This is a genomic window from Nodularia spumigena CCY9414, from assembly GCF_000340565.2.
Taxonomy (GTDB): Bacteria; Cyanobacteriota; Cyanobacteriia; order Cyanobacteriales; family Nostocaceae; genus Nodularia; species Nodularia spumigena.
This window is the reverse complement of sequence record NZ_CP007203.1, coordinates 5,126,203-5,146,132: the sequence shown is the minus strand read 5'-3', so window position 1 is coordinate 5,146,132 and position 19,930 is coordinate 5,126,203. Positions and strand designations below refer to the sequence as shown.

General features: G+C 38.6%; 11 protein-coding genes. 4 read left to right on the top strand and 7 right to left on the bottom strand.

All coding sequences use genetic code 11. The features are described 5' to 3' along the window. Positions 1-99: 99 nt before the first annotated feature. From NSP_RS22240 to NSP_RS22210, 7 genes are all read right to left on the bottom strand, one after another. Positions 100-900, bottom strand: coding sequence for an SDR family oxidoreductase (locus NSP_RS22240; RefSeq protein ID WP_006198518.1), 801 nt, complete (start codon positions 898-900; stop codon positions 100-102). Positions 901-923: 23 nt separating this feature from the next. Then, on the bottom strand, positions 924-1,559 hold the full coding sequence (locus NSP_RS22235) for a cupin domain-containing protein (protein WP_006198517.1): 636 nt from the start codon (positions 1,557-1,559) through the stop codon (positions 924-926). Positions 1,560-1,562: 3 nt separating this feature from the next. Continuing rightward, the gene (locus NSP_RS22230) at positions 1,563-2,159 is read right to left on the bottom strand and encodes a LysR family transcriptional regulator (protein WP_173403317.1); all 597 of its coding nucleotides are present in this window, start codon (positions 2,157-2,159) and stop codon (positions 1,563-1,565) included. A 107-nt stretch (positions 2,160-2,266) separates the two neighbouring features. Continuing rightward, on the bottom strand, positions 2,267-6,823 hold the full coding sequence (locus NSP_RS22225) for a non-ribosomal peptide synthetase (RefSeq protein WP_006198515.1): 4,557 nt from the start codon (positions 6,821-6,823) through the stop codon (positions 2,267-2,269). A 65-nt stretch (positions 6,824-6,888) separates the two neighbouring features. Then, positions 6,889-11,361, bottom strand: coding sequence for a non-ribosomal peptide synthetase family protein (locus NSP_RS22220; protein ID WP_006198514.1), 4,473 nt, complete (start codon positions 11,359-11,361; stop codon positions 6,889-6,891). 64 nt (positions 11,362-11,425) lie between these two features. Beyond that, positions 11,426-11,662 carry a hypothetical protein gene (locus tag NSP_RS22215; protein ID WP_006198513.1) on the bottom strand — a complete coding sequence of 79 codons (237 nt, stop codon included), beginning with the start codon at positions 11,660-11,662 and terminating at the stop codon, positions 11,426-11,428. Positions 11,663-11,927: 265 nt separating this feature from the next. Then, positions 11,928-12,110 (bottom strand): hypothetical protein, encoded by a 183-nt coding sequence (locus tag NSP_RS22210; RefSeq protein ID WP_006198512.1) that lies wholly within the window; start codon positions 12,108-12,110, stop codon positions 11,928-11,930. Positions 12,111-12,405: 295 nt separating this feature from the next. Between NSP_RS22210 and nrdJ the strand changes: the two genes are divergently transcribed. The 4 genes from nrdJ (at position 12,406) to tal (ending at position 19,849) form a co-directional block, all read left to right on the top strand. Next, positions 12,406-15,801 (top strand): ribonucleoside-triphosphate reductase, adenosylcobalamin-dependent, encoded by a 3,396-nt coding sequence (nrdJ, locus tag NSP_RS22205; protein WP_017804431.1) that lies wholly within the window; start codon positions 12,406-12,408, stop codon positions 15,799-15,801. 129 nt (positions 15,802-15,930) lie between these two features. Further along, positions 15,931-16,149 (top strand): ssl0294 family protein, encoded by a 219-nt coding sequence (locus NSP_RS22200; protein WP_006197054.1) that lies wholly within the window; start codon positions 15,931-15,933, stop codon positions 16,147-16,149. A gap of 1,158 nt (positions 16,150-17,307) precedes the next feature. Further along, entirely contained in the window at positions 17,308-18,357 is a 1,050-nt protein-coding gene (gene fbp, locus NSP_RS22195; protein WP_006197053.1) for a class 1 fructose-bisphosphatase, read from the top strand. 325 nt (positions 18,358-18,682) lie between these two features. Continuing rightward, complete coding sequence (gene tal / locus NSP_RS22190; RefSeq protein WP_006197052.1) at positions 18,683-19,849, top strand: transaldolase; 1,167 nt, start codon at positions 18,683-18,685, stop codon at positions 19,847-19,849. Positions 19,850-19,930: the final 81 nt, after the last annotated feature.

Here is a 19,930-nt window from a genome sequence, read left to right as displayed (position 1 = left end):
TGACCCTTACCCAACCTGTTGACTTATGGATTATGTACAGACACTAAATTTACTACTCATCAGCAAATATATCATTTAAAGGAAGCCATAGAGCCTTTATTAAAAAGCAGAAACAGATAATCCTCCATCTATAGAAATTGTCACCCCAGTAATGTAACTAGCACATTCTGAAGCTAAGAATACTACTAAATTGGCTACTTCATCAGATGAACCCAAACGACCAACAGGAATTTTACCAGCAATGCGAGATTTAATTACATCAACTGATTGATTTTCCTCCTGTGCAGCAATTTCTAAATACTGGCGATGTCTAGGTGTGTCAATTAAACCAGGATTAACTGTAGTCATCAAAACGTTAAATTTGGCAGTTTGACTAGAAACTGATTTTGTGAAATTCATTAAAGCCGCATTAGCCACACCTGATTTAATTAACCTTGGTGAAGGTTCTTTTCCCGATGTCCCCACAATATTAATAATCCTCCCCCAATTTTGATTTTTCATCCCTGGTAAAACTAAATTAGTCATGCGGATATAACCCATTAATTTAGCTTCAAATACCAGCCGCCAATCATCATCAGATAATGTTTCTACTGCATCACTAGCAAAGGACGCACCTTCAGAATTATTGATTAAAATATCAATTTTTCCAAATTTATTTAAAGCGGCATTTACTAAATTTTGGGAATCCTCAGCTTTGTGAACATCAGCTACTAAACTCAATATTTCTAAATTGGCATTTTCTTGAATTAGTAATCTTTCAGTTTGTTGAATTTTTTCTAATCCACGTCCACAAATAACTAATTTACATCCTTCCTGTGCTAGTGTTTGAGCTACAGCTAGACCTATACCAGCACTCGCTCCTGTCACTAAAGCAACTTTTCCTTTTAATCCTAAATCCATGAAATAAGCCTCTATGCAGCAGTTTAAGGATGGTGTGGTAGCAAAATTTTAATTAATGTGACTGGTTCCGATGTTGAATTGTAACCTGAATGAGTTACATTAACAGGAGCATAATAAATTTCACTTTTTTTGACTAGTTGTTGTTCTCCTCCTACATTAATCACCATTTGACCATTCAGAATAATGCCTATTTCTTCACTATCAGATTGCTGAGTGGGGATTTTTTCACCAGGGGGAATTTGCAAGATCATAGTTTTAAACCAAGAACCCACTGCTAACTGAATAGGTAAATTGGTAACTTCATCCTTGTCGGGTTTGAGGTCAAAAAAATCCGCTTCCTGACCCGATAAATTAGTGAGTCGTTTGACATCGAAACAAAAGATAGATTCCCCAGAATAATTAATTGAACCATGAGGAACATTAGCTCCAGCAGTATAGACTTGTTGTAATGGTTGCAAAAATTCTTTTTTACCATTAACATTCATTTCCAAATTACCAGAAATTACCATTCCCATTTGACTTTCTGGATGTTGATGTAGTGCAAATCTAGCACCCGGAGCAATGTAGGCAAATTGAAAAACAATGTCTTGGCACTGAAAAGCCGCTAAATCTACATCACTAACTTTGATGTTTTGATGTTGGGGAAAAAATTTAGACATGAACTAAATAGGTTTTTTATAAAAAATAGACCAACTCATGGGTATTGTCCCATAAATTGCCACAAATTCTAAATCATAGGATTGCCGTGCTTTGTCATTGGTGATAGCTAAGTCAGCTAAACCTTGATGTACTTGTTGAGCAGCCGCACTGGTAGAGTTGGCTAATTCTACGGTAATTTCTTGTTGATTATATCCAGTCGGTAAAAGTTGTGATAGTAAGGGTAATGGTGCAGGATGAGTGACAATCTTACTACCAATAAATTTGACTTCTTGATCTTTTTTCTTAGCTAATCCATAAACAGGAGTTGGATAGACAAATATAAAACCTAAATCAAAGTTAGGTTCCATATAAAACTCGTTAATCTTATCGTAAGCATGGGGAACTAGGGCTAAATCTACTTCATTGTTTCGTAATGCTTCTCGTAAAGCTAAAAATTCATCAAATAGCTTAACTGTGATTTCTATATCCTTGGGTTGGATTTGCTTTTTAATATAATTTAAGGCTTCTTCGCTGCTCGTTCCACTAGGTCCCAATGTGCCAACACTTAAGATATTGGATGACGGAACGGAGTAGTTAAATTCCATTGAAAACTTCAACATAAATCAGCTACCTGTGAGATTAATTTTTTGTTAATTTTTAGTAAAATATTCAATCTTAATACCTGGCTGCTTGGCTGCCATAATATTAATACCAGGAAATGAGTAAATTATTCAAGCTCAGATAATAAATTGTCAAGTTCGTCTTGACTCAAATCAGCATCAGGGAAATCCGCAGGTGTATATCCTCCTGCTTCTGGTGATTGGCAGTGCTGAATTAATTTTCTTAAATAGGTTATGTAGTTGTGAGCTAAACTTTCAATGGTTCTTTGCTGATGAATATCCCCACTGTACAGCCAACTAATTTGTAATTGGTTTTCAACTACTGCACTGACTACATTTAGTAAATAGCTGCGTTCTGCTTGGGGACTAAACATATAGCCGACATTCTCTGGAGCTAGTCCCAGTAAAATGGACTCTGCCTGGATTTGCTCAAATGTTCCCCAATGGTAAAAAGATATTTGTGGTTTGGGTAATGATTGCAGTTTTTGGCGGATATCTGGATTTTGGCTATAGTAACGGAGGTTACTAAAACCTATCCCATGATGGGGAATTTGTCGTATTTGTTCCTTGATTGTTTTTATAGCTACTCCGCAATCATCAGTATTATTTAATTGCAGCAGCGCCGGATAGATGATAGTAAACCAGCCCACGGTACGGGATAAATCTACATTTGCAAAGAGTTCTGGTTGTCTGTGTCCCTCCAAATCAATAAATAGAGAATGAGAACCTGTCCAACTGGTGATAGTCTGAACTAAAGCTGTGAGAAAGATTTCCTCAGTTGTGGTGCTGTAAGCTTGTGGTACTGCTTGTAAAAGATTATGGGTTTCTGCTGGTGTTAAGGAAACTCCTACAGCTTGAGTGCTACCTTCCAGATTTAGTCCTGGTTTGAGGGGATAATCTAAGGGTAAGGGTGAAATATCCGCACTGTACTGGGCTAACCAATGCTTTAATTCTTGTTCGAGAGTCTGGGACTGACCGTATTTTTGTTGACGAATAGCCCAATCTTTAAAAGATGTGGTTTTGGGTGGTAGTTGGATAGTTTCTTCTCTTTGCAGTTGTTTGTAGGCTGTGACTAAATCTGCTAGGAGAATCTTGAGTGAGATGGCATCTGTAACTAGATGTTGGCAAATTAGTAATAGTCTGCCATTTTTCTCAGTCCCTAGCTGAAACAGTGCTACTCGAATGACTGGACCTGTGGTTAAATTTAAGCTGGATTGCAACTCTTGGGCGATGGTTTCTATAGACTGGGTTTGTTCTGTGGCTGGTAAGGCTGAGAAGTCAAACACTTGAAAAGGTACAGGTTCATATTGATCAGAATTAATTTGTTGCCATCCCGATTCATGTTTGATAAACCGCATTCTTAGGGCATCATGATGGATTAGAAGGGTTTTAATTGCCTGTTCTAATAATGCTGGTTGAGTATCTGCTGATACTTCTAGCATCATTGTTTGATTAAAATAATGGGGTTGGGGAGAGTTTTGTTCAAAAAACCAATGCTGGCTGGGAGTTAGGGGTATTTCTCCTGTGACTAAACTTTGTAGGGGTGAGATGGTTTTGTTGATAGTAACTATGTTGGCTAGTTGGGCTATGGTTTGGTATTGAAATAACTGTTTACTGGTTATTTGTATGCCTTGTTGATGAGACTGATCGATGATTTGAATACTAATAATCGAGTCTCCACCAAGGGCAAAGAAGTTATCGTGAATACCAATTTTTTCTACCCGTAAAACTTGCTGCCAAATTTCTACTAAGGCTGTTTCTATGGGATTGCGTGGTGCAGTAAAGTTGTCTGATTGATGGACTGTTGAGGGAATAGGAAGGGATTTTCGATCTATTTTGCCATTGGGGGTGAGGGGTAGGGAGTCTAAAAACACGAAGATCGCCGGGATCATATACTCTGGTAACTTGTGTTTTAGGTATTCCCATATTTCATTGCTATTGAGAGAATGTTGTTGATGGGGGACAATATAAGCAACGAGGCGTTTAGTACCCGGTATATCTTCCCTAACAATGGCGATCGCTTGTTGTATTTGCGGATGTTGGACAATGGTGGTTTCAATTTCTTCTAACTCTATCCGAAAACCACGAATTTTCACTTGATTGTCAATGCGACCTAGAAATTCGATGTTACCATCTGGTAAGTAGCGCCCTAAATCACCGGTTTTGTAGAGACGAGAGTTAGTGTCATTACTAAAAGGATTGGGAATAAATTTTTGGGCAGTTAAATCAGGCTGATTGAGGTATCCCCGCGCTAATCCTACTCCAGCAATGTGCAGTTCTCCTGGTACACCGATGGGGACGGGTTGAAGATAGTGATCAAGAATATAAATTTGAGTGTGAGCGATCGCCTGACCAATAGAAATTTTCATTCCTGGTTGATACAATAAGACGGTAGCGCACACTGTGGCTTCTGTTGGTCCATAGGCGTTAAAAAACTGCCGTCCCACAGCCCAAGAAGCGGCTAAATCTCCTGGACATGGTTCACCAGCAACGATAAGATTTTTTAGGTTAGGCAGGTCTTGGGGTGACAAAGCTGCTAGGGCTGATGGTACTAGGGTGACATGGCTAATATTTTGTATTTGCAATAGTTTCTGTAGAGGTTGTCCAGGTTGCAGTGAGTCCCTTGTTGCTAAACATAACTTTGCACCGGCACAAATAGCCATGACTATTTCGGAAATGGAAGCGTCAAAACTGATAGATGCAAACTGGAGGACGGAGCTATCTGGTCTGACTTCAAATAGTTTAATTTGTGCTGTGGCTAAATTACATAAGCCCCGATGAGCAACCATAACCCCTTTTGGTTTACCCGTAGAACCGGAGGTATAAATCACATAAGCTAAGTTATCAGATTTAACCGAACTGGAGGGGTTATCACTAGGTTGGGAATGAATATCTATATCTGTACAGATGATTTTTGCAGATGTAGGTAATAGTTTGGTGATGAAGTGTTGCTGTGTGAGGATAATGGGTAGTTGGGCATCTTGCAGAATGAAGTTTAATCTTTCTTGGGGATAGGCGGGATCAAGTGGGACATAAGCGCCACCAGCTTTGAGGACTGCTAGTATACTAATAATGAGTTCGAGTGATCGCTCTACACAAATCCCGACTAAAGTTTCTGGTTTTACCCCTAAATGTTGTAAATAATGCGAGAGTTGATTGGCTTTTTTATTTAATTCTTGATAGGTGAGTTTTTCATCTTCATAAATTAGCGCAACAGCATCAGGATTCTGTTTTACCTGTTCCTCAAATAAATGATGAATACATTTATCTTGGGGATAATCTCTTTGAGTCTGATTCCACTCTTTTAATATTTGATTTTGTTCTACATCTGTGAGGATGGGCAATTGAGAAATATGCTGTTCTGGATTGGCAATTATCCCTGCTAATAAAACTTGAAAATTAGCCATCATTCGTTGGATGGTAGCATCTGTAAATAAATCGGTGTTATATTGCCAACATAACTCCAGAGTTTCGCCTGTTTCAATCAATACTAAATCTAAATCAAACGCTGCTCCTCTTTGTCCAATGAAGTATGGTTCTATGTGCAGCTTTTTTCCCTTTTCTAAATATAATTTTTTATCGTCCGGCTCATACCAACGGTGTTTCTGGGAAGTGAAAGACACCTGAAACAAAGGAAAGTAACTAGAATCACGGGGAATTTCTAGATTTTTTACTAATAGAGTAAAAGGATAATATTGATGTTTTAAAGCCGTAAATAATTGACGACGGTTATAGATCAGCAGTTCTTTAAATACATAATTATTGATCAAATCTGCCTGTAAAACTACTGGGTTAGCACAGTAACCAACAGTTTGTTTAAACTGCTTTCCAGTCCGACCAGCTAAAGGAACACCAATGAGAATTTCTTTTTGTCCAGAGTAGCGATGTAGAAATACTTGGAAGGCAGAAAGTAAAATTGTAAATGGGGTAACACCTTCTTTGGCAGCTAAAGATTTTAAATCAGTTGTTAGTTGTTCATTAATTTTAAATGTATGAGAAATTCCGTTATAAGTTGGTACTGGAGGACGGGGTTTATCTAAAGGCAAATTTAAAATTGTTGGTTTGCCATTTAATTTCTGCTGCCAATATTTCCACCACTTTTCCCCTTCGGAACTAGACAGCATTTCTGATTGCCAATGCACAAAATCTGTGTAGGGTAAACTTTCTGGTAGAGTATGTTCTGTCTCGTTTTCATATAACACTAACATCTCTGAAAGCATGACATCATAAGACCACATATCAGATGCGATGTGGTGCATGGCTATTACAAAAATATTTTCTGTTGGTGTGCGGGTAAATAGTATTAATCTTTGGATGGGACCTTGTTCTAAATCAAAGGGACGATCAACCTCAATCAAGATTTCTGCCTTCAGTTCCTCCTCACTCCATTTTGTTGCATCTATAACTGGGATTTTAACTGCTTGGTTTGGGTGGATTTGCTGAACTGGTTGACCTTGATGGGTGGTGTAAGTGGTGCGGAGAATGGGATGGCGATCGTAAATTTTCTGCCAAGTTCGCTGGAGAGACTTTATATCTAGTTCTGAACTTAAACGGAGTGTCATAAATAGATTATATGCTGTATTCTCCGGGTCGTTTTGGTGTAAAAACCAAAGGGCTTGCTGTCCGTGAGATAAAGGATAAAAACGAGTATTATTTGTAATCATGTTTGTAAGAATGTTCCTAATTCAGTAAAAAAAATCTCAAATTAGATGCTTTTGCTATGCCCGAATTATTCAGGGGATACTAAAAAGCCGCTATTGAGAAAGTATTGAAAATATCTTTGCAGTAATTTTTCCTCAATAGGAGAACAACTAATATTTGTATTCAACAATCCATTCATAGTATTTTGATCATTAAATTTTGGTTCTTGAATTTTTGCGGGTTGAATTGCTGGGAAAAATGCAGACATAACTTCCAAGTTTCTATCTGCTGATGTTTGTACCATATTCATTAATTCTGAATACCATTTAGCGTATGAAATTTGTGGCAATGGATAGCCCCATTCACCCATAAAATTAAATAAGTCATTCATGCGGCTGATTTGCGGGTTTAACAGATGAAATGCTTTACCTGTAGATTCCTGTTGTTGAGACAAATACACTATTGCTTGACTGACATAATCTACAGGTGTTAAATTATCTTCCCAGTCAACGTCCGGGGTTTTTCCGAGTTGGATACAAGTCTTAATAATTCTGCAAAATATGTCTTCAGTATTACAGATACCGATTTGACTATGACCGATAATTCTGGCTGCTCTGTATATCGTAACAGGAAGGCCGCGATCGCGTGCCTGCATTACCAACTTTTCTGCTACCCATTTACTTTGACGATATCCACCCACCAATCCTTGATAATATTCCAGAGAGTCTGATTCTAATAACATTTCATCTTCACCGTAACTTTCTGGACAGAAAACAGAAGTAGTAGAAACAAAATGTACTGGTTTAACCTTAATGTGACTTGCTAAACGCAAAATTTCCTGAGTACCCAAGACATTAGGTGCTTTTAAAACTGAATAGGGATAAATCAAATTCACAGAAGCACCATTATGATAAATTACATCTATTTTACTAGCTAAATCTTGAAATTCTTGTACAGATAGACCTAATATATTTTCCCCTAAATCTCCAATTATAGGAATGATTCTACTACTATACTCATCCTTCCCTAGTTGATAAAAACATAGTTTATCTTTTAACTTACCCCTCCCATCTAAAGCATTTTTAGCCCGCAATAAACAGTAGATATTGGCTGATGTTTTTTCTAAGAGTTCGTGTAGTAAATGAACACCTAAAAAACCAGTCGCACCAGTTAAAAAGATATTTTGAGGTTGACTAATAAATAGTTTAGGCAGATTTTGCGGTTGAATTGTTGAGTCTAAAATAGCATCAGCATAAAAATCATCAATAGTATCGGTAGTATTTTCCTTTTGTAATAATTGATCAATTACTGTCCCTAATCTGGCTATTGTTGGTTCTGCAAATAAATATTTTAATGGTAAATCTACCTGTAAAGTTTCTTGTAATCTAGATATAACCTGCATAGTTGCTAAAGAATGTCCACCCAATTCAAAGAAATTTTCATCAATACTAATTTTTTCTAATCCTAAAACTTGACACCAAATTTCTGCTATTTGCTGTTCAAGAGGGTTGCGCGGTAATATGTAATTTGTTTCATGGTTTAATTCTAAATGCAGCGCAGATAAAGCAGGACGGTTGATTTTTCCTGTAGTTGTTAACGGTAATTCTGCTAATCTGACAAAGAAAGCAGGAATCATATAATCGGGTAATTTTTCCTGGAGAAAAGAGCGGAAATTAGTTTGAATATCAGCATCTTCTTGAGTTACAACATAAGCTACTATTTGTTTGCTTCCTAGTTGGATTTCTCTAACAATTACTGCTGATGTTTTCACTAGAGGATGTTGTGCTAAAACAGCTTCAATTTCTCCTAACTCAATTCTGAAACCACGAATTTTAACTTGATAATCAATGCGACCTAAAAATTCGATATTGCCATCTGGTAAATACCTAGCTAAATCACCAGTTTTATATAATCTTGATGATTTTGCAGTGGGAATAAGATTAGATATAAATTTTTCATGCGTTAATTCTGGTCGGTTTAAATATCCTCTAGCTAAACCAGCACCACCAATATGTAATTCTCCAAAAACACCAATAGGAACAGGTTGAAGGTTTTGATCAAGAATGTAGATTTCTGTATTAGCAATAGGACTACCAATAGATACAGAATTTATCCCACTTAATTGAGAATTGGCTGTAAGTTGATAAATTGTTGCAGTAATAGTAGCTTCAGTTGGACCATAGGCATTTACCCATTGTACTTTTTCTCCTACTAATTTTTGCCATAATAATAATTTTTCTGCTAGAACTTGTTCGCTACCTGTAACAACTAAGCGTAAACTATCAGGAATTTGTATAGATTTTCGTTCTAATTCTAATACCCATTCTTGCCAATATGGTGCAGGTAGATTTATTACTGTTAAGCTTTCTTGTGCCAAAAATTGGTTAAACTCTACCAAACTTGCAAACATTTCTTTGGGACGCATTACCAAAGTTGCACCAGTTAACCAAGTGGGAAAAATTTCTTCTGCTGCGACATCAAAGATAAAAGTGGAAAATTGCAAGATTCTATCATGGTTATTAACTTGATATTTTTCAATTATGCTTGTGGCATGATTAACTATATTTTGATGGGTAATCATTACCCCTTTGGGTTTACCAGTAGAACCGGAAGTATAAATTACATAAGCTAAATTTTCTGGTTTAACTGCGCTAACTGGTGTTTCTAGACTTTGCTGAGAAATAACAGTTAAGTCTGTATCTAATAAGATTACTTTTCCTGAATATTCTGGTAGTGATGTTAATAGGCTTTCTTGGGTTAAGATTAGAGATGCTTGAGAATCATCTAAAATATCTGCTAATCTTTCTTGAGGATAATGAGGATCTAAAGGCAGATATGCACCACCAGCTTTAAGAATTGCTAAGATGACTATTAAGACATCTAGAGAACGTTCTAAATAAAATCCTACTAATACTTCTGGTGCTACACAACAGGTTTTTAAATAATTAGCTAATTGATTAGCTTTTTGATTTAATTCAGTATAAGTTAATTCTGCATTACCAAACCTAACAGCTACAGCATTGGGTGTTTTAATAGCTTGTTCTGTAAATAATTGATGAATATAGGAATAATCAGGATAATCTTTTTGTGTGTTGTTCCATTCTAGCAAAATCTGCTGTTTTTCATTTGCTGAAATTATCGGTAATTCATGAATAGGGATTTCAGGATTTGCAACAATTCCCGCCAACAAAGTTTGAAAATTATCTGTTAAACGGGTGATGGTGTCCACTGTAAATAAATCGCTGCTATATTCCCAGCCACCCATTAATTCTGTACCCGTATCTTCTATGATTAAAGATAAATCAAATTTGGAGATTGAGTGTCCTTGCGGAAAAGTTTGTAAATTTAGTTCTGGAAGTTTTAATTTATCTGTCAGGGAATGCTGAACGTCAAACAATATTTGAAATAAAGGATTATAGCTGAGGTTACGCTGTGGTTGTAATGCTTCTACTACTTGATCATAAGGTATATCTTGATAAGTGTGAGCATCTGTAGCTACTTTACGCACGCGGTTGAGGACTTCCCAAAAATTAGGATTTTCGGTTAATTGCGTTCTTAAAACTACAGTATTCACGAAATAACCAATTAATGATTGTGCTTCCTGACGGTTTCTATTAGCCATTGGAGAACCAACTAAAATATCATTCTGACCACTGTAGCGATAGAGCAAAATCACGAAAGCTGCTAACATGATCATAAATAACGTAGCGTCGGACTTTTGACCCAAGGCTTTAATCTTTTCACTTAAATCAGTATTAATGTGAAATAACAAAGCACCACCGCTAAAAGATTGCATGGGAGGACGTGGTTTATCTGTAGGTAATTCTAATAATGGTGGTGCATCTGCTAATTGTTGTTTCCAGTAATTGAGTTGTTTTTCTCTAACTTCTGGCGTTAATTTTTGTCTTTGCCAAATGGCATAATCAGCATATTGAATCAATAAATCTGGTAAAGGTGATTTATCTCCTGAGAGATAGGCTGAATAAAGGGCAGATAATTCTTGCAATAAAATTCCTACAGACCAACCATCGGAGATGATATGGTGCATATTTAAAAGCAATACATAGGAATTTTGGTTGAGTTGGTAAAGTGTAGGTTGAAATAGAACATCTTGACTTAAATTAAAAGTTTTTTGGATTTTTTGATTAACTAAGTTCTGTACGGTTGGTAATTGTTCAGTCGTTGGTATATGCTCTAAATCAACTAATCGTAAGTTAGTATTAACTTCTGGATTAATTACCTGTAAATTTTTACCATCTATTTGTCGAAAATTGGTACGTAAAATTTCATGCCGTCGTACTATTTCTTTGATTGATTGTTCTAGAACTGATATATTTAAACTACCACTAATTTGTAATGCACAAGGCATATTATAAGTAGTTTTTCCCTGGTCGAGTTGATATAAAAACCAGAGTTGTTCTTGACTAAAAGAGAGGGGTGCTGGTTCGGTGTGGGAACGACGGGGGATTGTTTCTGTATTAAGAGAAATACCTTTTTTGTTTAAGATAAGTTTGAGTAAATCGCGCTTTTGGTTGTTGAAATAATTATCTTTAGTGTTCATGAAACTATGGGGAGAATAAATGAATTAAGTTTAAATGTGAGGGACAAATTTATTATTTACAGTTTTAGTTGGAAGATGCAGAAGCAACTGGTTCAGAAATTGTTATTATATTTTCTTCTGTGTCTAAAACAATATCTGGTAATTCTTCTTCGATTAATCTTAGGCGGGGAGAGAGATAAGCAAAGCAGGTGGGAATCATGGTGATAGTTCCTAAAATGACTAATAAAAGACTCATTCCTCGGCCAGCACCGACACCAATAATTTGTCCAATGGTATTAGTTAAAAAATTATTACCTTGCATTAAAGGTTCAAATACTTTTTCTGCTCAATACCTTAGCCAAAATAAGAGCCTTGATAATTTTTGGCAAAAACGGCAAAAACAAGCATACATAAGCGTTTCGAGAAAAAGGTTGTTTAGAATCTAAAACCCTTATCCTACCGTCAATACATTAAAAAACCCTTGTGGGAAACCTTCAAGGAATTTTTAGGACTGATTGTTTTTGCCAAGCCTAGCAAGAAACGGGAGTTCATGGTTGAAGCATTATCATCTCACCCTCGTAATTTGGCTACAGTATTGAGAAGGAGTTGGCTTTGACTGGTTCATTGGTATTTCTGATTTCTGGTAATCGCAAGAACATTACCAGAGCAAAAGCGGTAATGCTAGAACCGACAAAGGTAATCACCTGTCCTAACCAGATAATTAAAAACAGCCGCATTTCGCGGATTATGGTTATTGCTACTGTAAGCATGGTGTATTCAGAAAACTATGCAAGATATCTTTACAATACAGTAATCAGTGAATTATCAGCTAATGCATAACTTTTTATCTTCACAAGTTTTATTCCTTGCACCTTTTCAATAAATGTATTTATTTTAACGCTGTATCAAATCTGTCACTAAGTGGTAAGGACATTATACATGATAGATTTAAGTTGTAATTAGTACGCCACTAGTGCTAGCGCAAAGTGGAAAATTTGGCAATCTTTAATCCGAAATCTAGTTAGCGTATAGTCATAATCTGTTCGCAAGCAACAAGACTTGATTATGGTTCGAGAGCTAGAAAGAAAACGTCAGAGTGCAGAATTTCCAGAAACCGCCCCAGCTGCCAATCCTGTATTTTTTAGAACCTACAGCCGTCGCACAAAGGCAGGGCTGAGGGAAACATGGGAGGAGGTATGCGATCGCACGATCCAAGGCATCATTGAGTTAGGGAAGCTCAACCCAGCCGAAATAGCTATCCTAGAAAATATGCAACGTAACCTCAAAGCCTTACCCAGTGGACGCTGGTTATGGGTAGGTGGTACAGAATGGATCAGCAAACCCAAAAACTTCTCCGGGGCTTATAACTGCACCTCAACCAACCTGCAAGACTGGAGTGCCTTCGGGTTGATGATGGATTTAGCCATGATGGGCTGTGGGACTGGAGCCGTTATAGAACCGCAATATATTAATCAATTACCTCCCATCCGCAATTACTTAAATGTGACGGTAAATGGAGAAATTGGTAGCACATCTCCAGAATTACGCCGTGAATACACTCAAACCGAAATAGAAGGTAACAACGTTATCATCCATGTGGGAGATAGCCGGGAAGGTTGGGTAGAATCCTATAAAAGCTTATTGGAACTTTCCACAGATGAACGATTTACAGCAGAAGTGGAAGTAGTCGTTGATCTGAGTGATGTTCGTCAGTCAGGAGAAACTCTCAAGGGCTTTGGCGGGGTGGCTAATCCTATCAAGTTGCCAGGACTCTATCAGCGTTGTGTATCCATCCTCAATAAAGCCAGAGGACGACAATTAAATTCAGTGGAATGCTGTTTATTAATTGATCAAGCTGCTGTGACAATTGTTGCAGGTAATATTAGAAGAAGTGCGGGGATTCGTCAGTTCGTTTCTGACGATGAACAAGGCGCAACTGCCAAAGATAACCTCTGGCAACAGGATGAAAATGGCAACTGGCGCATTGATCCTGAGCGTGACGCTTTACGCATGGCCAACCATAGCCGTGTATTTCACCATAAGCCCACATTAGAAGAATGTGTAGAAGCTGTTCGCAAACAGTATTACAGTGGCGAAGGTGCGATTCAATGGGCAGGAGAAGCAGTCGCTCGATCCAACTGTGATTTGCTAAATACACCAGAACTGAAAACAGAATTTCTGCAAGCATATCACGAAGGAAAAGCTAAAGAATGGATACAAGAACGTTACCCAAATATTGATGCTCCAGAATTAAAACATCGTTTGGGTAGATACGGCTTAAACCCCTGTCATGCAGGTGATACCCTAGTATCTACTAATCAGGGATTAGTACCCATTAAAGATTTAGTTGGTAAACCATTTCAAGCTTTAGTTGACTTGCGTTCTGTAGGATTAGATGGAGTCAAATTAACTGATGCGATCGCTTTTCCTACAGGAGTACAAACAACTTATGTAATTAGTTTAGCAAATGGCCAGCAAATGAGATGCACGGCTGAACATCAACACTTTACCAATCACGGATGGGTAACAACTAAAGACTTAACATCTGAGCATCATATCTATATCCAAAAAGGAGCAGGATACTTTGGTCAGGGTACTATCACGGTTGAACAAGCACAAATGCTTGGTTGGTTATACGGTGATGGCTCAATTTACAAGGGTTCTAAAGGATTAGACGCTGTATTCTACATCAATACAAATGAATACGAAACTGCTTTTCCTCTTTTGAACTCCGCCGTGGAATCTTTGACAGGTTATAGTCACAAGCCAAGTCTAGTGAAAGGTGTTTATACATTTCATAGTGGCTCATTTTTAATGGATTCATTTCTCAAGAAACTAGGTGTACAGTCAAAAGACTGTTTACCGGATCAATTTTTCTCTCAATCAAGAGACGTAATCATTGGTTTCCTACAGGGATTGTTTTCCGCAGACGGTTGCGTGAATGTCAAAGGTAGAAATATTGAACTGCGTAATCGTTCACGGCAATTACTAAGTCAAATTCAGATCATTCTACTTAACTTAGGCATCAAAAGTAGTCTCCTAATCAAACAAAAGCCAGGAAGTATAGGAGTTCCATACACATTAAAAGATGGAACTAAAAAAATCAGTCAAAATCGGGGTAGCTGGAGACTAATAATTTATTCAGGAAATGAAGCCAGAAAATTTTGGGAATTTATTGGTTTTCCTCTCACACCTGATAAGCAAGGACGTTTAGCAACACTAGCTAACAAGCCATCATCAAGGAAATATAGTCAAGCTATTATTAGTCGTAGGTTCAGTTCAAAAGTTCAAAGCATAGAAGAATTTGGCGAAGAACCTGTTTATGATCTTCATGTTCCCCTGACTCATTCCTTCATTGCTAACGGTTGTATTACTCACAACTGCGGAGAAATTATTGGTAGCAATTTTCACTGTAACTTGGCGGAGATACACTTAAATCAAATTGATCCCAAGAACTATAAAGAACAAGAGGAGGCTTTTACGGCTGGGGCTATATCTGTAGCAGCACTTTTAAATCACAAATTCCTAGAACCTCGCTATCAATATAGTCGAGAACTTGACCCGATTGTGGGGGTTTCTTTCACAGGTTTATTTGATTTCTTTGTTCATGCTTTTGGTGTTGACTGGCTGCATTGGTGGTCAGAAGGAAGACCGGAAACTCCCCAAGGATTAGCCTTTAAGCAGGAGGAACAGAAATATTTAACCTTCTGGAAAGATACGGTGCATCGAGTTGTGTGGGAATATTGCGATCGCCATCAAATAAAACGACCCAATCGCTGTACTACAGTCCAACCCAGTGGCACTAAATCATTGCTCACCGGCGCTAGTTCGGGCTGGCATCCCCCCAAAGCCCAAAGATTTATTCGCCGAATCACTTTTGGCAAAAATGACCCCGTAGCCCTAGCCTGCATTGACTACGGTTACAGTGTAATCCCCTCTCAATCTGACAAAGATGAACAGGGAAACTTATTAAATGATCCTTTTGATCCTCGCGTTAGTGAATGGCTGGTAGAAATCCCCGTAGCTGTATCTTGGGCTGATTTACCAGGAGCCGACCAAATTGATGTTTCTCAGTTCTCTGTACTAGCTCAATTTGATTTTGTCCTCCAAGTTCAGCGCTGGTATGTGACTCACAACACATCAGCAACCTTAGAATTGCGGTCTGAAGAAGTCGAAGGACTGGGACAGAAGATTTACGAAACCATCCAAAATGATGAAGGCTATATTTCAGCCGCACTTTTAGCCCGGTTTGACGACTTGCAATCATTCCCCAGACTACCATTTGAGCCAATAGACAAACTCACCTATGAGCTTTTAAGTCAAGAAGTGAAAGAGCGACGCAACACAGATGATTTCTGTGCAGTTCTCAGCCGCTATGACTCCGGGGAGTTAACAGAAGCTGGCCCCAGTGGCTGTGACTCTGACAAGTGTATGTTTCCCGACCAGGGGCCAATGTCCTAGAGATAGGGGAAGAAGCAGGGGAGATTTGGAACTCCCCTGCTTCTTCCCCATTTCTTTGTAGAGAAGCGATTCATCGCGTGTTTAACTTTCCAGGTTACGATCAATTCAAACAACAGGAGACACTGAAATATGTTCATTGATGAATTGTCACCAATATTTAAACAATTGACCAAGCACCCAGTTTCATTTATGGGGGGATTGTTTTCTGGTGTGCTAAGACTCAACCTCAAGGATGACCCCGTAAAAAGCTGGCTGGATAAACAAATCAACTCAACTGGTTATACTACCCCAACTAATGAAGCTCACAATGGCAAAGCTACCGGGCCTCAGCAAATTTCCATTGACTGAAATTTCAGCGCATCTCAAAATCCACTAACCCAGAATTCACAGGTGGGGTTAGAACTGGGGAACGGACAACAGCAAAGATGCGATAGATTTCTACTCAGTCCTGTTTAAAAAAATTCTTGTGGGGTAGGCATCTTGCCTGCCCTATATTAATGCATTGATTCAAAATATAGGACTCCTATTTGATTTCTGTTGGCGTAGCCTGCGCTTTGCGCTTACAACTCAAAAAGCTGTTTCCCACGGACCACAGACCACGGACTACGGACCACCTACGCAAGTAAGTATGGCTACGACACGCAAGCTATCAAAAATCAAAGCGGATTACTATACTTTTGCAGTCAAGTCAAAATTCGTGACAATAGCAGCAAAAAATGTATACCAAAAAACATATCAGCACTTCTAATTTGTTGTTATGAAAGATTGTAAAACCTCATACTTTTAAAAATGTCACAATCAGTTATAAATAATATGCCGAAAACCCTTGACGGAGAGTAACAAACAAGATTATTAATTAACTAAATTTGTTATTATAGCATATTGTTCTCTAGTTACCCAAGATTAACTTGCTAAACTTTACTAGAAACAATAAAGTAGTGGTGTGACAAGGCTAAAACAGTGCATTAGATTTCTAAGTGAAATCGCGCTAAAGCGCAACTACGAACATTTTCTATTGCATTATAATTATTTTCTTGTGGAACAGGCATCTTGCCTGTTCTGGGCGGGCAGTCCTTGCCCTCCCCCACAAAAGTTTTGTCTATTGCACTATTTTAAGCTTGCCACGCCAGTAGGGTGCGTTAGCGCAGCGTAACCCACCTTCAATTGTTACTGAGCATAACCAAAGTGTTTAGCGCTGAGTTGTTCCTTTGAGAAACGATGAGAGCCTTTTATTGAAAAACTATGAAAAACTGCTATTTTCGACATTTACTATCAGTTTGCGGTGATTATTGATGGTGGGTTAGCGAGAGCGTCACCCAACCTACGAAAATAGCGAAAATCTCCGAGCCTTTGCGGTTCTTGGAAAAGCCGCCCCAAAATTTCAATTCTTTAGTTTATCTAAAATCATATTTAAGATATCAAAATACCTTTCTAAGATAGAGGCAGCAATTAAAAATTGCCATTGATAAACCTGACCCACAAGCAAAAAGCTAGGGAATAACAAAAATGACTCAAGCACCAGAATCTCTAGATTTGTCTATGAATGATGCCACAGATAAAAACTTAGATCGTGATTGTACAACATTATCGCGTCACGTACTCCAGCAAATGCAAAGTTTTGGAGCAGATGCACAAGACTTGAGTATGCTGATGAATCGCATTGGTTTGGCGGGTAAGCTGGTGGCTCGTCGTCTTAGCCGTGCTGGTTTAATGGAAGGTGTGCTGGGATTTTCAGGAGATGTGAATGTCCAAGGCGAATCTGTCAAAAAGATGGATGTCTATGCCAATGACGTATTTATCTCGGTGTTTAAGCAAAGTGGCTTAGTCTGTCGCCTCGCTTCCGAGGAAATGGAAGAACCCTACTATATCCCGGAAAACTGCCCAGTTGGTCGCTATACTTTGCTTTATGACCCCATTGATGGCTCATCGAACACAGATACTAATCTGAGTTTGGGTTCGATTTTCTCTATTCGTCAACAACAAGGCGATGATATTGATCACAAAGCCACTGACCTTTTAACCAACGGACGTAAGCAAATCGCTGCCGGATATATACTGTATGGCCCTAGCACAATGCTGGTCTATACTATGGGTAATGGCGTTCATTCTTTTACCCTTGACCCCAGCTTAGGGGAATTTATCCTGTCGGAGGAAAATATCACAATTCCTAACCACGGTTCTGTTTACAGCGTGAACGAAGGGAATTTTTGGCAGTGGGAAGAATCAATGCGGGAATATATCCGCTACGTCCATCGGACTGAAGGCTATACGGCTCGTTATAGTGGCGCGATGGTGAGTGATATTCATCGAATTTTAGTTCAAGGTGGCGTTTTTCTCTATCCAGGCACAATTCAAAGCCCAGAAGGTAAGTTGCGCTTGCTTTATGAATCTGCTCCTTTGGCTATGTTGATTGAACAAGCTGGTGGTCGTGCGACTACAGGTTTAGTCGATATTTTAGATGTAGTACCCAAGAAACTGCATCAACGCACACCTTTAATTATTGGTAGTAAAGAAGATGTAGCTAAGGTTGAGTCTTTTATTCAAAACGGACACTAACCAGCCGCCTGAAGGCGGAATTCAAAAGTCAAAAGTCAAAAGTCAAAAGTCAGCAATTTGACGTGTAATGTGTCTTTTATTTAGACGGCGCGGGATGAGATAGGATAAACCTCTACCAGTAATGAGAAGTGAATTTTGGCTGTGTGATTGGATAATATTTGGGATTGGGGATGCACAATAGCCCTGGTGATGAATTAAAAATTACCTCAGCTGGTCGATGTCATAAGTGATTAGTAACGCCACAATTCAACAGTAAGCATCAACATCAGATGTATTTTGCGTTCTTTCACTTAGAAACATCATTAACAGGAGTAAATTTAGAGCTATGGCGACCAATCATTTACTAGAGATTAAACAATATGGTCAAAGTATCTGGATGGATAACTTGAACCGTGAGGTTATTCAATCAGGTGAACTCAAAGACTTGGTAGAGAATCAGGGTATCTCTGGGATTACTTCTAACCCAGCCATCTTTGAAACGGCCATATCTAACAATGCGATGTATGATGCCGATATCGAAGCTGGTATTCGCGCTGGATTACCTACATACAAAATTTACGAATCCCTCGTTTTTGCAGATATTCGCAACGCTTGTGATATGCTGCGCCCTGTATATGAAGCATCGAATAGACTCGATGGTTACGTTAGTATAGAAGTACCGCCAACCATCGCCCATGATACGGAAGCATCAATAGCGCAAGCCCGGCGCTATTTTCAAGAAATTGGGCGGGAAAATTTGATGGTGAAAATTCCTGGTACAGTAGCTGGTTTACCAGCAGTGGAACAGGCGATCGCTGAAGGTATTAATATTAATACCACGCTGCTGTTTTCAGTCGATAGTTACATCAACACAGCAGAGGCTTATATGTGTGGCTTAGAAAAACGGTTAGCACAGGGTAAAGATATTAGCAAAATTGCTGCCGTGGCTAGCTTCTTTCTCAGTCGCATTGATAGCAACGTTGATGCCAAAATTGATGAAAAATTGAAGCGTGGTATTGATGATATCTCCCACCAGGCAAAACTGCAAGCTGTGAGGGGGAAGGTGGCGTTAGCGAAGCTCTCCGTAGGAATCGCTAACGCTAAGATTGCGTACCAGGAATACAAAAAAATTATTCAAAGCGACAGATGGCAATCCTTAGCAGCAAAAGGAGCTAACGTACAACGGTTACTTTGGGCTAGCACCAGCACCAAAGACCCAAAATACAAAGATGTCATGTATGTTGAAGAGTTAATTGGCCTTGACACCGTTAACACCTTACCCCCGGCGACAATTGCCGCTTGTATTGACCATTGCGATGTCGCTAATCGCTTAGAAACAGACGTTGAAGAAGCTTACCAGCTGATGGAAAGCCTCAAAGATCCAGACATTAACATTGATCTAAATGTGGTCATGGAGGAACTATTAGTTGAAGGTATTGACAAATTCGTTAAACCTTACGAGTCCTTGATGAACTCTTTAGAAAACAAAGTCAAGTTATTGTCGCCAGTATAGACCTTAAACGCACAACTCTTTTGTAGACGCGATTTGAAAGCGTCTAATTAACACACCACACAACACCCCACTGAAAACTTC